Annotated in this window: 11 protein-coding genes and 1 riboswitch; of the genes, 9 read left to right on the top strand and 2 right to left on the bottom strand. The window is 60.8% G+C overall.

Translation table 11 applies throughout. The annotated features are described in order from the left end of the window. Positions 1 to 111: 111 nt before the first annotated feature. The 7 genes from FGA82_RS21700 (at position 112) to FGA82_RS21670 (ending at position 7635) form a co-directional block, all read left to right on the top strand. Positions 112 to 1407, top strand: coding sequence for an MFS transporter (locus FGA82_RS21700; RefSeq protein ID WP_064119874.1), 1296 nt, complete (start codon positions 112 to 114; stop codon positions 1405 to 1407). 10 nt (positions 1408 to 1417) lie between these two features. Then, positions 1418 to 2287: a LysR substrate-binding domain-containing protein gene (locus tag FGA82_RS21695; RefSeq protein WP_141128689.1), complete on the top strand. Its 870-nt coding sequence runs from the start codon at positions 1418 to 1420 to the stop codon at positions 2285 to 2287. 79 nt (positions 2288 to 2366) lie between these two features. Then, positions 2367 to 3194 (top strand): phosphonoacetaldehyde hydrolase, encoded by an 828-nt coding sequence (gene phnX, locus FGA82_RS21690; protein ID WP_141128688.1) that lies wholly within the window; start codon positions 2367 to 2369, stop codon positions 3192 to 3194. A gap of 337 nt (positions 3195 to 3531) precedes the next feature. Continuing rightward, complete coding sequence (locus FGA82_RS21685) at positions 3532 to 4467, top strand: Ppx/GppA family phosphatase (RefSeq protein ID WP_141128687.1); 936 nt, start codon at positions 3532 to 3534, stop codon at positions 4465 to 4467. Between the two features lie 42 nt (positions 4468 to 4509). After that, a riboswitch (cobalamin riboswitch) is annotated at positions 4510 to 4703 on the top strand. A gap of 144 nt (positions 4704 to 4847) precedes the next feature. Next, positions 4848 to 5861, top strand: coding sequence for an ABC transporter substrate-binding protein (locus tag FGA82_RS21680; RefSeq protein WP_141128686.1), 1014 nt, complete (start codon positions 4848 to 4850; stop codon positions 5859 to 5861). A gap of 8 nt (positions 5862 to 5869) precedes the next feature. After that, positions 5870 to 6874: a FecCD family ABC transporter permease gene (locus tag FGA82_RS21675; RefSeq protein WP_171057329.1), complete on the top strand. Its 1005-nt coding sequence runs from the start codon at positions 5870 to 5872 to the stop codon at positions 6872 to 6874. Further along, positions 6871 to 7635, top strand: coding sequence for an ABC transporter ATP-binding protein (locus FGA82_RS21670; RefSeq protein ID WP_141128684.1), 765 nt, complete (start codon positions 6871 to 6873; stop codon positions 7633 to 7635). The genes FGA82_RS21675 and FGA82_RS21670 overlap by 4 nt, the downstream gene beginning before the upstream one ends. On the opposite strand, the gene FGA82_RS21665 is transcribed toward FGA82_RS21670, so the two are convergent. After that, positions 7574 to 8125, bottom strand: a complete 552-nt coding sequence (locus tag FGA82_RS21665; protein ID WP_171057328.1) for a GNAT family N-acetyltransferase — start codon at positions 8123 to 8125, stop codon at positions 7574 to 7576. The two genes, FGA82_RS21670 and FGA82_RS21665, sit on opposite strands and share 62 nt — an antisense overlap. A 214-nt stretch (positions 8126 to 8339) precedes the next feature. Further along, positions 8340 to 10628 (bottom strand): 5-methyltetrahydropteroyltriglutamate--homocysteine S-methyltransferase, encoded by a 2289-nt coding sequence (gene metE, locus FGA82_RS21660; protein ID WP_141128706.1) that lies wholly within the window; start codon positions 10626 to 10628, stop codon positions 8340 to 8342. Positions 10629 to 11040: 412 nt separating this feature from the next. On the opposite strand from metE, the gene FGA82_RS21655 reads away from it, so the two are divergent. Both FGA82_RS21655 and FGA82_RS21650 read left to right on the top strand, forming a co-directional pair. Beyond that, positions 11041 to 12417 carry a pyridoxal-phosphate dependent enzyme gene (locus FGA82_RS21655; protein WP_141128682.1) on the top strand — a complete coding sequence of 459 codons (1377 nt, stop codon included), beginning with the start codon at positions 11041 to 11043 and terminating at the stop codon, positions 12415 to 12417. Further along, positions 12414 to 13586, top strand: a complete 1173-nt coding sequence (locus FGA82_RS21650) for a cystathionine gamma-synthase (protein WP_141128681.1) — start codon at positions 12414 to 12416, stop codon at positions 13584 to 13586. The genes FGA82_RS21655 and FGA82_RS21650 overlap by 4 nt, the downstream gene beginning before the upstream one ends. Positions 13587 to 14312: the final 726 nt, after the last annotated feature.

Here is a 14312-nt window from a genome sequence, read left to right as displayed (position 1 = left end):
TAACCCAAGCACCGCCAGCGGCATGCAGCCGCGGTGATTTCCTGCCGCACCGAAAAAGAGTGCACCCGCCGACGACACCCGGCGGGAACCGACAACAATAAGGAAAAGATCATGAATCGTGCCGAAACAATGCCTGGTCTCGCCGTACGTTCTGCCTCGTTCCGGGTCGCGCAGTGGCGCATGCTGCTGGCGGCGATGTTCTGTTACCTGTTTTTCTACACCGGACGGCAGACCTTCGGTTTTGCCATTCCGGGCATTCAGGCCGAGTTCGGTTTGAGCAAAGAAACTCTCGGCTGGGCTTCTGCGGCGATGCTGTGGGCCTACGCGATTGGTCAGGCGATCAACGGCAACCTCGCCGATAAATTCGGTGGCCGGCGCATCATGACTCTCGGCGCAGTGCTGTCCTGCGCGGCGAACTGGGTGACCAGTTTTGCCGGCGGTTTCACCAGTCTGATCCTGCCGTGGGGCGTCAACGGCTACTTTCAGGCCTTAGGCTGGGCGCCGGGCGGGCGGCTGATTGCCAATTGGTGGGCGGCCGGCGAACGCGGCAAGGTCTATGGTTTTTACACCTTCGCCGCCGGTTGCGCGTCGATTCTGTCGTACGTCACCTCCATCGTCGTGCTCGAAGTGCTGCAACTGGAATGGCGCTGGATCTTCCGTTTGCCGGTACTGCTGATGCTCGCCGGCGGGATCATTTTCTATCTGGTTGCCCGCGAACGCCCGCAGGATCTGGGCTTCGAACCGGTGGGCGATACTGGCGTGGCCAACGCTGACGACAAACATCAGGAAGCCGCGCATGGCGAAGTCGAGACCTCGGCGCAACGCTATAAAGCCGTGTTGAAGAATCCGCGCCTGCTGATCGCCGCGCTGTCACTGGGCTTTCAGAACGCGGCGCGCTACGGCTTGATCGTCTGGGTGCCGGTGCACTTTCTCGGCGCCGACTGGAAAAGCGGTGACGGCATGATCGATCCGAAATGGATCACCGTCGCCCTCCCCGTCGGCATGGCGGTCGGCGCGTTGAGCAACGGCTGGGTGTCGGACAAGCTGTTCGGCTCCAAGCGCTATCTGGCAATCATGCTTTATATGTTCCTCGGCGCCGCGACCAGTCTGTGGATGTGGAGCCTGCCGCCGCACAGCGTGATCGGCCTGGTCGCGCTGTTCCTTTGTGGCTTCTTCGTCTACGGCCCGGCCTCGAGTTTCTGGGCGCTGTGCCCGGATCTGGTTGGCGCCAAACGAGCCGGCACCGCGACCGGGATCATGAACTTCTCGTCCTACCTGTTCGCCGGACTGGCCGAGCCGATGATCGGTCGTTTGCTTGACACCACGGCAAACACGTCTCTCATCTTCATAGTGGTCACCAGCGCCTGCCTGTGCAGCGCGGCAGTGGCATTGTTCATTCGACGCTGACGGGGCTTGCATGTATCAGTATCACAAGTGGTTGCGTTCGTTTCATGCGGTGGCGAAAACCGGCAGCTTCACCCTCGCGGCGGAGTACCTCAGCGTCGGCCAGCCGACCGTCAGCGAGCAGGTCAATGCGCTGGAGAAAACCTTCTCGGTGGAGCTGTTCCATCGTCGCGGCCGCTACATCGAGATGAGCGCTGCCGGGCACAAGCTTTACGCAATCACTCAAGGTCTGTTCGGCCAGGAAGACGAAGCGGTGCAACTGCTGCAGAGTTTCAAACAACGTAAAAACGGCATGTTGCGCATCGGCGCGGTGTCGCCGCCGATTGCCATGAACCTGACCTATGAGCTGATGCAGCGCCACCCGGATATCGAACTGGAAACCTCGTTTTCCTCGGAAAAGGACACCTTGGCGCGGTTGTTCAACTTCGATATCGACGTGGCAATTCTGGCCTTGTCGGAATTCGATGAGCGCTTCCATACGCGGCTGTATCACCGTTATCCGATCATCGCCGTGGTCCGCGATGACCATCCGTGGGCCAGTCAGGCGCAGGTTCACATCAGCGAAATCAGCCGCGAGAAATGGGTAATGCGCGAGCAAAGTGCGCGCACCCGGCAACTGGTGGAAGAAAGCTGCAAGCGCCTCGACATCGACCTCAACCGCGTCATGCAACTCAACAGCCGCGAAGCCATCGTGCACGCGATCGTCAAAGGCATCGGCATCGGGTTTGTCTCGGCCGTCGAGTACGCCGAAACCCCGGGCACCACACCGATCACCTTTGTCGACCACCCGTTCTTTATCGAATACCACCTGTGCTGCCTCGGCATCCGCAGGAACCGACCGGTGATTGCCGAACTGTTTGATTCGAATCCACCGCTGACCTGATCAGCAAAATCGAACCTTGAAACCGCCTACCTCATTGCCGAGGGACGGCCCACGCTTACCCGAAAACGGAGATTTGACCATGCAGTACAAAAACCCGACTCACCTGCAAGCTGCCATCCTCGACTGGGCTGGCACCGTTGTTGATTTCGGCTCGTTTGCGCCGACGCAGATTTTCGTCGAAGCCTTTGCCGAGTTTGGCGTCGCGGTATCGCTGGAAGAAGCGCGCGGCCCGATGGGCATGGGCAAGTGGGATCACATTCGCACGCTGTGTAACCTGCCGCAGATCGCTGAACGCTATCGTGCAGCGTTTGATCGCTTGCCGAGTGACGACGATGTCACGGCAATCTACGAGCGCTTCATGCCGTTGCAGATCGAGAAAATCGCCCTGCATTCGGCGCTGATTCCGGGCGCCCTTGAGGCGATTGCGACGTTGCGCGACAAGGGTCTGAAAATCGGTTCTTGCTCGGGTTATCCGGCGGTGGTGATGGCCAAGGTCGTTGAACTGGCGCGGGAAAATGGCTACGTCGCCGATCATGTCGTGGCCACCGATGAAGTGCCGAATGGCCGGCCGCATCCGGCGCAGGCGCTGGCTAACGTGATTGCCCTGGGCATTGACGACGTGGCGGCGTGCGTCAAGGTCGACGACACCTGGCCGGGGATTCTTGAAGGTCGCAGCGCCGGCATGTGGACGGTGGCGCTGACCTGTTCCGGCAACGCACTGGGCCTGAGCTATGAGCAATACAAGGCGTTGCCGTCGGATCGACTGGCTGAAGAACGTGCGCGGATCGGCAAGATGTTCGCGCCCTCGCGCCCGCATTATCTGATCGACACCATCGCCGAGCTGCCCGAGGTGATCGACGACATCAATGCGCGCTTGTCCCGGGGCGAAACCCCGCAGTCCTGCTGAAACCTGATCGTTCCCACGCTCTGCGTGGGAATGCCTCTAGGGACGCTCCGCGTCCAGTGACGCAGAGCGTCACGGGCTGCATTCCCACGCAGGAGCGTGGGAACGATCAGTGGCTCGCTCAAATCGCGGGCAAAAAAAAGCTGCCAAAACCGGCAGCAAAAACTTTAAGAACACGCGATGTATTGGCTTCAGCATAGACGCCGGATAATGACAGTGTCATGACAGCCGCAAATTCACTGAACCGCCGCTGCCCCGTCATCAGGATGTCATCAAGATCACGGCAGAATCCTCGCAAACCGTCTTGAACCTTCGGGCGAAAGTTTTTGCAAGGACTCCCATGAAAGACGACGCCTCGCTGTTTGCCGCCATCGACCTGGGTTCGAATGCCTTTCGCCTGATGATCGGCCAGTCGGTGCGCAGTCGAAAGGGCCTGCAGATTCAGGAAGTGAAAACCCTGCGTGAACCGGTGCGTCTTGCCGAAGGCTTTGATGGCGGCGCGCTGGACGCCTTGGCGCTCGATCGCGGCTGGCAGGCATTGGCGCGATTCGGCAAAAAGCTGCGCGGTTTCGAGGCCGGCCGGGTACGTGCGGTGGCAACCAGCGCAGTGCGCGAGGCTGATAATGCGCAGCTGTTTCTGGCCAGTGCCGAACGGCATCTGGGCTTTCCCATTGACGTCATTTGCGGCCATGAAGAAGCGCGGCTGGTCTATGCCGGCGTTACGCACGCTTTGCCGAGCGCTGAAGACCTGCGCCTGGTGGTCGACATCGGCGGCGGCTCCACCGAGCTGATCCTCGGCCAAGGCTCGCAACCGTTGCTCACCGAAAGCATCGCCATCGGCAGCGGCACCTTGAGCACGCGCTTCTTTCGCGGCGGTGATCTGTCCGCCGGAGCGCTGCAGGAAGCCGAACGCTTCGCCATTCTGCTGTTTGAAAGAGTTGCCCGGCGCTACCGTGCTCAGGGCTGGCAGCAGACTATCGGTTCTTCCGGCACTGCGCGCATGCTGGCCAAAGTGCTCAAGGCCAACCACCTGAATGACTTCGGTCAGGACGGCATCACCTACGGCGGGCTACTGCGCCTGTCGTTGCTTCTGCTGAAGGTGAACAACGTCCAGCAACTGAAACTGGCCGGGCTGCAACCTCATCGCCAGAGCATTCTGCCCGGTGGTCTGGTGTTGATGCTCGCGGCATTCAAAGTGTTCGGCATCGCGCAGATGCTGCCCTCCGAACCGGGCCTGCGTTTAGGCGTGTTGCACGGTTTGATGAGCCAACACTGATCCTCGTCGCGACAGATTCGTCTCCCCTTCAGCGGCTTGATCGACTACCATGCCGCCGCCGGTTCCCGAAGGGGACTAATAGGGAATCCGAGGTGCTTGCACTGCATCGATCGGAACTGCCCCCGCAACTGTAGGTGCCGAGCCTGCTCCACGACTGCCACTGGGTGAATCCCGGGAAGGCCGGAGCCAGGCGATGACGCATCAGTCAGGAGACCTGCCGGCACAGTGACTACTAACCGGCGGGGTGTCCGGGAAGGACATCGTGCCGCGTGCGTCTTTGTTTACTGCCCGGCCTTGCGCTGTTGCCCTGACTGCGTTCGACGATGTGTTTCCGATCCGTACTCTCCCGCTCCCCGTACGGTTCCCTCGGAGACTGCCCCATGCTGCTGCCCCGCATCGCCACCCTCATCACCGGCCTGACCCTTGGCGCCATGGCGCAGGCGGCCCCGACTGTCTATCCACTGACGGTCGAAAACTGCGGCAGCAGCCTGACCTTCCAGCACGCCCCGACGCGCACGGTGACCATCGGCCAGGCCGGCACGGAAATGCTCTACGCCATGGGCCTGAGCGACAAAGTCGTCGGCACCTCGTTGTGGTTCAACAATGTGCTGGCCAAATACAAAGCGCAGGACGACAAGATCGAGCGTCTGGCTGACAACGAGCCGAGCTTCGAATCGGTGATCGGCAAGCGCCCGGAACTGGTCGCCGTGGAGCTGGAATGGATGGTCGGCCCGCAAGGTGCGGTGGGCACTCGCGAACAGTTTCATGAGCTGAAGATTCCAACGTATCTGCTGCCCTCCGATTGCGAAGCCAAGGACAACCTGGTTGGCGCCGACGGCACGCGGCTGGCGCCGTTCCGCATCGACACGATTTACAAAAGCGTGAGCCAACTGGCGCAGATCTTCGATGTGCAGGAGCGCGGCCAGCAGCTCAACGACGAACTCAAGGCCAGTCTCGCCAAATCGATTGCCACAGCCCAAGGCAAACAACTCAAGGACGCCAGCGCGCTGGTCTGGTTCTCCAGCGCACAAATGGACATCGAGCCATTCGTGGCCGGGCACAAAGGCATTCCCGATTTCATGCTCAGCACCCTAGGCGTGCGCAACGTCGTGCAGTCCGATGAAGAGTGGCCAACGGTCGGCTGGGAAACCATCGCCAAGGCCAATCCGACTTTCCTTGTGATCGCGCGGATGGATCGTCGGCGCTTCCCTGCCGACGACTATGAAAAGAAACTCGCCTTCCTGCGCAGCGATCCGGTGACGCGCAACATGGACGCGGTGAAACACAACCGCATCATCATTCTTGACGCCATGGCCATGCAGGCGAGCCTGCGCATGTTCGACGGCATCGAGCAACTGGCCACGGCCATCAACGGCTATGACCTGTCGCAATGAATGCCAGCCTGATCCGCACGTTACTGGCCCTGGCGACGCTGTTGATTGCAGTGGTTGCTGGCGTGGCCATTGGTGAGACGTCGATTGAACCGGGCGTGGTCGTGCAAGTGCTGGCGAATAAATTGTGGGGCGCCGGGTACGCGCTCGATCCTATCGACGAAGGCATCGTCTGGAACTATCGCCTGACCCGCGCACTGGTCGCGGCCGCCTGCGGTGCCGGTCTGGCAACGTGCGGAGTGATTCTGCAATCGCTGCTGCGCAACCCGTTGGCCGACCCGTATCTGCTGGGGATTTCTGCTGGCGCCTCGACCGGTGCGGTGATGGTGGCGTTGCTCGGCGTTGGCGCCGGGATCATCTCGTTGTCAGTCGGCGCATTTGCCGGCGCAGTCACGGCGTTTGTGCTGGTGATTGTGCTGGCGCGGGTCAGCGGTTCGGCCAGCGGTACCGGACAGATCATTCTTGCCGGGATCGCCGGCTCGCAACTGTTCAATGCACTGACGGCGTTTTTGATCACCCGCTCGGCCAGCTCTGAACAGGCACGCGGGATCATGTTCTGGCTGTTGGGCAATCTGGGCGGCGTGCGCTGGCCATCGGTGTGGCTGGCGGTGCCGGTGGCCGTGTTGGGGTTGATTGTGTGTCTATGGCATCGGAGGGCGCTGGATGCGTTTACCTTTGGCGCGGATTCGGCGGCATCCCTTGGCATTCCGGTGCGACGCGTGCAAATTCTGCTGATTGGTTGTGCGGCGCTGGTGACGGCGGTGATGGTGTCGATTGTCGGTTCGATCGGTTTTGTCGGGCTGGTGATTCCCCATGCGGCGCGGCTGTTGCTTGGCACCGGTCACGCGCGATTGCTGCCGGCCAGTGCATTGGGTGGCGCGGTGTTTCTGATTGCCGCTGACGTGTTGTCGCGCACGCTGATCAAGGGCCAGGTGATTCCGGTCGGGGTGATTACCGCACTGGTCGGGGCGCCGGTGTTTGCCTTGATTCTGGTTGGCCGCAGGTCCGCACGATGAGCAGTGTTTTGGGTTGTTCTGGTCTGAGCTTCAGAGTGCGCGGCGCCGAGTTGCTCAACAGTGTCAGCCTTGAGGTTCAGCGTGGCGAAACCCTCGGCATCGTTGGGCCGAATGGCTCGGGCAAATCCACCCTGTTGAAGTTGCTGGCGGGGTTGCGCGAACCGAGCGCTGGCGAGGTGCTGCTCGAAGGTCAGCGCCTCGGCAAAATGGCCCGGCGCAGCATTGCGCAAAAGCTTGCGGTGGTCGAACAACAGGCCGACACCGACGACGGCATTCGTGTGTTCGACGCCGTTGCGTTGGGGCGCACGCCCTGGCTGTCGGCGCTGCAACCGTGGTCGGCGGCGGACGACGCTATTGTCCAGCAGGCGCTCACCGACGTTGACGCGATGCACCTGCGCACCCGTCTCTGGCGCAGCTTGTCGGGGGGTGAACGGCAACGGGTGCACATCGCTCGGGCATTGGCACAGCGACCGCAAATTCTACTGTTGGATGAGCCGGCCAATCACCTCGACATTCAGCATCAACTGACCATTCTCAACGTGGTGCAGGCGTTGCCGGTGACCACGCTGATTGCGCTGCATGATCTCAATCAGGCATTGAAATGTGATCGTCTGGCGGTGCTGGAACGCGGGCGGCTGGTGGCGTTGGGCAAGCCGCTGGAGGTGCTGACACCGCAGCGGTTACAGGAGACGTTCGGGGTCAGGGCGCACTATCTGACGGACCCGTTTGATGGGGCGCAGATTCTTCGATTTCACTCATGACGCTGTGCATGTGAGTGGTCTGCCAGACCGGGTCAGCGTCGACGTCAATAATCTCGAAACCCTGCCGCTGCCAGAACGCGATGGCGCCCGGCAGAAACGGATGGGTGTGCAGGTAGATCACCTCGACTCCGTCGGCGAGTGCCAGGTCTTTGAGTGATCGGTACAACGCACCGGCCAGCCCTGAGCGGCGCTGCGATGGCAGGACGAACAGCCGGACGATTTCCACCACTTTAAGGTCCGGATAGGGCAAGTGCAGGAAGCGCCGGTCGTAGGCGAGATAGCCGATGGAGGCAACGATCTGCCCTTCGTGGCGAGCGATCAGAAAGCGCCCTGCCCCACGCAGATAAACCTCGGTGAACCGCGCCAGATCGTCGGGCATGCCGGTCGTGCTGAGCTTGGGGAAAAGCTCGGCACGGGCCTTTAGAACAAAATCAAGAACTTCAGGAATGTCTGCGTCGGACACGGCCTGGATTACGGGTTGATCACTCATGTAGCGGCAAACACCTGAACTGCGGCTGGGCACAGTAGCAACAGCCTCCCGGCGATGCCAAGGAAATCCCCGATTCTGAACTTCATACACAACCCTTGTAGGAGTGAGCCTGCTCGCGATAGCGGTGAGTCAGTCAACTCATTAGTGACTGATGCGACGCCATCGCGAGCAGGCTCACTCCTACAGGGGATTGTGTGTATTCCAGCTGTAGGTGTCAGGCCAGTTCTTTGCGCAGTTGGCGGGCGGCGGTGACCATGTGCACCAGCGCCGCTTCCGTTTCCGGCCAGCCACGGGTTTTCAAACCGCAATCCGGGTTGACCCACAGCCGTTCTGCCGGAATCCGCTTGGCCGCCTTGCGCAGCAGATTAGCCATTTCCGAAGCATCCGGAATGCGTGGCGAGTGGATGTCGTAGACGCCCGGGCCGATGTCGTTCGGGTAAGCGAAGGCTTCGAAGGCATCCAGCAACTCCATGTCCGAACGCGAGGTTTCGATGGTGATCACGTCGGCATCCATGGCGGCGATGGACTCGATCACATCGTTGAACTCGCTGTAGCACATGTGCGTGTGGATCTGCGTTTCGTCGCGCACACCGGAGGCGCACAAGCGGAACACCTCAGTCGCCCAGTCCAGATACTGCTGCCACTGCGCCTGACGCAACGGCAAACCTTCACGGAACGCGGCTTCGTCGATCTGCACGATCTTGATGCCAGCGGCTTCCAGATCCACCACTTCATCGCGGATCGCCAGCGCCAGTTGCCGCGCCTGCACTTCACGGCTGACGTCTTCACGCGGGAACGACCACATCAGCATGGTCACCGGGCCGGTCAGCATGCCTTTCATGACTTTGTCGGTGAGGCCTTGAGCGTAGCGGATCCACTCGACAGTCATGGCTTTGGGACGGCTGAGGTCGCCGAAGATCACCGCCGGTTTCACGCAGCGCGAACCGTAACTTTGTACCCAGCCGAAACGGCTGAACACATAGCCGTCCAGTTGCTCGGCGAAGTATTCGACCATGTCGTTGCGCTCGGCTTCACCGTGTACCAGCACGTCGAGGCCCAGACGCTCCTGGATTTCCACCGCATGGCGGATCTCGCTGTGCATGGCTTCGGTGTATTCGGCTTCGGTCAGCTTGCCCTGTTTGAACGACTGACGAGCGAGGCGAATCGACGCGGTTTGCGGGAACGAGCCGATCGTCGTAGTCGGGAACAGCGGCAGATCCAGCCCCGCGCGTTGCTTGGCAATGCGCTGGGCGAACAGCGATTGACGCTGGCTGTCCTTGGCAGTGATCGCTGCAACACGCGCTTGCACCGCAGGCTTGTGAATGCGCGGCGACGCAGCGCGGGCAGCCTGCACCGCGCGGCTTTCAGTCAATGCGCGCAGCACTTTCGGCGCTTCAGGTTCGTTGACCGCTTGAGCCAGCACCGCGACTTCTTCGCACTTCTGCACAGCGAAGGCCAGCCAGCTTTTCAATTCGGCATCGAGCTTGTCTTCACGGCCCAGATCCACCGGGCTGTGCAGCAACGAGCAGGACGGCGCGACCCACAGCCGATCGCCCAGACGCTCATGGGCATGCTGCAACGTCGCCAGGGCATTTTCCAGATCGCAGCGCCAGACATTACGGCCGTTGACCACGCCCAGGGACAACACTTTATAAGCCGGCAAGCGATCAAGAATGGTCGGGTATTGCTCCGGTGCGCGCACCAGATCGATGTGCAAACCGTCGACCGGCAGGTTCGCCGCCAGACCAAGATTCTCTTCCAGACCACCAAAGTAAGTAGCGAGCAGTTTTTTCAGCGGATCGCGCTGGATCTGGTTATAGGCACGCTCGAAAGCGTTCTTCCATTCCTGCGGCAGGTCGAGCACCAGAATCGGCTCGTCGATCTGCACCCACTCGACGCCTTGGGCAGCGAGGCGCGCGAAGATCTGCCCGTACAGTGGCAGCAAACGATCGAGCAATTCCAGCTTGTCGAATTCGGCACCTTTGGCCTTGCCCAGCCACAGATACGTCAGCGGGCCGATGATCACCGGTTTGACGTTATGGCCCAGTGCGCGTGCTTCTTCGACCTCTTCGAACAACTGCTCCCAGCCCAACTGGAACTGTTGATCCGCGCTGAATTCCGGGACCAGGTAGTGGTAGTTGGTGTCGAACCACTTGGTCATTTCCTGGGCGTGCGCCCCGCCGCAGCAACTGTCGCTGACGCCACGGGCCATGGCGAACAGGGTCTGCAGATTGGCTTTGCCGTCATGCGGACGGAAGCGCTCGGGGATGACGCCGAACATCAGCGAATGCGTCAGGACCTGGTCATACCAGGCGAAATCGCCGACCGGTAGCAGCTCGATGCCGGCGCTTTTCTGCAAGTCCCAGTGGGCCTCGCGCAGCTCGCGACCGACGGCACGCAGGCCTGCCTCGTTCAGTTCTCCTTTCCAGAACGCCTCTTGCGCTTTCTTCAGTTCGCGGTCGCGACCGATGCGCGGAAATCCAAGGGAATGGGCCAGTGCCATAACAAACAACTCCAATGTCTTGTTGATGGCGGCCATTGTCGGCATCGGCCTCTAGTGAGACAAACTCATTTTAATCTTGATCAACACGAGTTTCCCTCATGATCAAATCGTCGCTGAAAACACTTCTGACTTGTGCATTGGCAAAAACGCCAAACCGTTTTCGCAGCAGGAAATTTCTTCACAGATCAAGCGATTGGTGAGCGTAACGACGCCCTTTGAAAACTCGATGACGCCTCTGTGTAAACGCACTCAAACCCGCCCCGGCAGGTCTTTGATTTCGATCTATCGTTAGATCGAAATGGCTGAATTGGCGACCGACTAAAGGTTGCGACAGCTGATGTCTGAGCCTATGTTGCACGCGAGTCTTTTCCCCGCGATTGGAACGCGATCAACACCACCAAGAGGTGAAGAAATGTCTAAGGAATCACGCCCTGCCGTACTTGGGCTGATCGGCAATACTCCGCTTGTGCAAGTCACCCGCTTCGACACTGGGCCTTGCACGCTGTTTCTCAAACTCGAATCGCAGAACCCCGGTGGTTCGATCAAGGACCGCATCGGCCTGGCGATGATCGACGCCGCCGAACGTGATGGTCGCCTGCAACCCGGTGGCACCATCGTCGAAGCCACCGCCGGTAACACCGGTCTGGGCCTGGCATTGGTTGGCCGCGCCAAAGGTTATCGCGTGGTGCTGGTGGTGCCAGACAAAATGTCCACCGAGAAAGTCCTGCACTTGAAGGCCATGGGCGCCGAGGTGCACATCACTCGTTCCGATGTCGGCAAGGGCCATCCCGAGTATTACCAGGACGTCGCCGCCCGTTTGGCGAAAGACATTCCCGGCGCATTCTTCGCCGACCAGTTCAACAACCCGGCCAACCCGCTGGCCCACGAATGCAGCACCGCGCCGGAAATCTGGGCGCAGACCGAACATGATCTGGATGCCATCGTCGTCGGTGTCGGTTCGGCCGGCACGCTGACCGGCCTGAGCCGCTTCTTCAAACGTGTGCAACCGGATCTGGAAATGGTCCTGGCCGACCCGGTCGGCTCGGTGATGGCGCAATACAGCCGCGACGGCTCCCTGCCGACGCCCGGTTCATGGGCGGTGGAAGGCATCGGCGAGGACTTCATTCCGTCGATCACCGATCTCTCCAGCGTGCGTCACGCCTATTCGATCAGCGATGAAGAAAGCTTCGCTCACGCCCGTCAGTTGCTCAAGGCCGAAGGCATTCTCGGCGGCTCGTCGACCGGCACTCTACTCGCTGCGGCGCTGCGTTATTGCCGCGAACAGACCGAGCCGAAACGCGTGGTCAGCTTCGTCTGCGACACCGGCACGCGCTACCTGTCGAAGGTCTACAACGACCAGTGGATGACCGATCAGGGCCTGTTGCAGCGCAAGGGCTACGGCGACTTGCGCGACCTGATCGCCCGGCGTTTCGAGGACGGCCGCGTGATCAGCGTCGGCCCTGACGACACCTTGCTCACCGCGTTCCAGCGCATGCGTCTGGCCGATGTCTCGCAATTGCCAGTGCTGGTGGAAGGCAAACAACTGGTCGGTGTGATCGACGAATCCGACATCCTCCTGCCAGTGCACGAAGACGCCGCCCGCTTCAGCCAATCGGTGTCCAGCGTGATGACCGACAAACTGCAAACCCTCGCGCCCGGCGCCAGCCTTGCCGAGCTGGAAGCGGTGCTCAGCCGTGGCCTCGTCGCCATCATTGCCGATGCATCGGGCTTCCATGGTCTGATCACCCGCACCGACATGCTCAACCAATTACGGAGATCCCTCGCATGAGTCAGCACGACGATAAATCCCAAGGCTTCGCGACCCGGGTGATCCACGCCGGGCAGACGCCGGACCCGACCACCGGCGCGCTGATGCCGCCGATCTACGCCAACTCCACCTACCTGCAAGACAGCCCCGGCGTGCACAAGGGTTTCGATTACGGCCGCTCGCACAACCCGACGCGTTTTGCCCTGGAGCGTTGCGTGGCGGACCTTGAAGGCGGCACCCAGGCGTTCGCGTTCGCCTCCGGGCTGGCGACGATTTCCACGGTGCTCGAACTGATCGATGCCGGTTCGCACGTGATCTCCGGCAATGACTTGTACGGCGGCACGTTCCGCCTGTTCGACAAGGTCCGTCAGCGCAGTGCCGGACACCGTTTCAGCTACGTCGATCTGACTGACCTGGCGGCGTTCGAAGCGGCGTTGCAAGACGACACACGCCTGGTGATTGTCGAGTCACCGACCAACCCGCTGCTGAGCCTGTCGGACCTCGCCGCTATCGCCCGTATCTGCCGCGCTCGCGGGATCATCAGCGTGGCCGACAACACCTTTGCCAGCCCGTACATCCAGCGGCCGCTGGAGTTGGGTTTCGACATCGTGCTGCACTCGACCACCAAATACCTGAACGGTCACTCCGACGTGATCGGCGGTATCGCCGTGGTCGGCCAGAACCAAGAACTGGCCGAGAAACTGGGCTTCTTGCAGAACGCGGTCGGTGCGATTGCCGGGCCGTTCGATGCGTTCCTGACTCTGCGCGGGGTGAAGACTCTGGCGCTGCGCATGGAGCGTCATTGCAGCAACGCACTGGATCTGGCGCAGTGGCTGGAACAGCAGCCGCAGGTCAAACGCGTCTACTATCCGGGCCTTGAGTCGCACCCGCAGCATGAGTTGGCCAAGCGCCAGATGCGTGGTTTCGGCGGGATGATTTCCGTGGACCTGAACAGTGACCTTGACGGTGCTCGGCGTTTTCTCGAGAACGTGAAGATCTTCGCACTGGCGGAAAGTCTGGGCGGCGTGGAAAGCCTGATCGAACACCCGGCGATCATGACCCATGCGACCATTCCGGCTGATACCCGGGCGAAACTGGGGATTGGCGACGGTCTGGTGCGGCTGTCGGTGGGCGTCGAGGACGTTGAAGACCTGCGCGCCGATCTGGCGCAGGCGCTGCAATCGATCTGACCTTGCAGGAACGACAAAGCCCGCACGAAGCGGGCTTTGGTGTTCGAGCAGGCGGCCAGTGCTGGTCTCTGGCTTACAAGGTTTATCGGGCTTCCCACAGTACCGGGTCAAATTGAAAGTTAGTGCCTCGGCTGCTTCACACGGCATAAGGGCTGGATCTCAGCGCGGAGATCTTTCTAACCGTGTACCTTTCGGAGCGCGCCCCACGCCCCCTTGCTATCCGATTGCGCATCAGTCTGCGTCTTCGCCTACATCTTTGAGACTAGCAAAGGCTCGTCGACTTGAATCAGAGTTCTTAGACTGATTTGAGCTTTGCGCAAAACGGGCAGGAAGATAAGCGCCTAACGCCCGTCGATCCCCCCGCCGTACCGCCTCGCTATCGCGATCTATACTCAATCAGTTCGATCATGATTCTGTCGACACCCGCACGCTTGACGGTGTGCCTGTGCCTTTCGCCAACCAGACTGACCCCAGCCAAATGAGTCGTGGCGCCAGCCAATACGCGGCGGACGATGCCTTATCGCTTCGTGGCTGCCGGGTCATGGAGAAAACTATGAAACACAAGCTCTTGTCAGGCGTGCTTCTGGCGGTCGCGGCGACCGTGGTGGTGCCCAATGTCTGGGCAGCACAACCGCAGGCGTTGGCGTCCGATGGATCGGATCATGTCGGCGCCGGAGCGGTTGCTTCGGATGGTGCTGATCATGTCGGTGCAGGCGCGGTGGCTTC

This window comes from Pseudomonas fluorescens (assembly GCF_005938625.1).
GTDB classification, from domain to species: Bacteria; Pseudomonadota; Gammaproteobacteria; order Pseudomonadales; family Pseudomonadaceae; genus Aquipseudomonas; species Aquipseudomonas fluorescens_BD.
The sequence above is the reverse complement of the archived record's forward strand: the minus strand, read 5'-3'. Positions and strand labels throughout refer to the sequence as shown.

Bases quoted from the DNA above. Each gene is read 5' to 3' on its own strand.
- FGA82_RS21655 (WP_141128682.1), top strand. From the start codon at position 11,041: ATGTCTAAGGAATCACGCCCTGCCGTACTTGGGCTGATCGGCAATACT.
- FGA82_RS21650 (WP_141128681.1), top strand. From the start codon at position 12,414: ATGAGTCAGCACGACGATAAATCCCAAGGCTTCGCGACCCGGGTGATC.
- FGA82_RS21695 (WP_141128689.1), top strand. From the start codon at position 1,418: ATGTATCAGTATCACAAGTGGTTGCGTTCGTTTCATGCGGTGGCGAAA.
- phnX (WP_141128688.1), top strand. From the start codon at position 2,367: ATGCAGTACAAAAACCCGACTCACCTGCAAGCTGCCATCCTCGACTGG.
- FGA82_RS21685 (WP_141128687.1), top strand. From the start codon at position 3,532: ATGAAAGACGACGCCTCGCTGTTTGCCGCCATCGACCTGGGTTCGAAT.
- metE (WP_141128706.1), bottom strand. From the start codon at position 10,628: ATGGCACTGGCCCATTCCCTTGGATTTCCGCGCATCGGTCGCGACCGC.
- FGA82_RS21670 (WP_141128684.1), top strand. From the start codon at position 6,871: ATGAGCAGTGTTTTGGGTTGTTCTGGTCTGAGCTTCAGAGTGCGCGGC.
- FGA82_RS21665 (WP_171057328.1), bottom strand. From the start codon at position 8,125: ATGAGTGATCAACCCGTAATCCAGGCCGTGTCCGACGCAGACATTCCT.
- FGA82_RS21700 (WP_064119874.1), top strand. From the start codon at position 112: ATGAATCGTGCCGAAACAATGCCTGGTCTCGCCGTACGTTCTGCCTCG.
- FGA82_RS21680 (WP_141128686.1), top strand. From the start codon at position 4,848: ATGCTGCTGCCCCGCATCGCCACCCTCATCACCGGCCTGACCCTTGGC.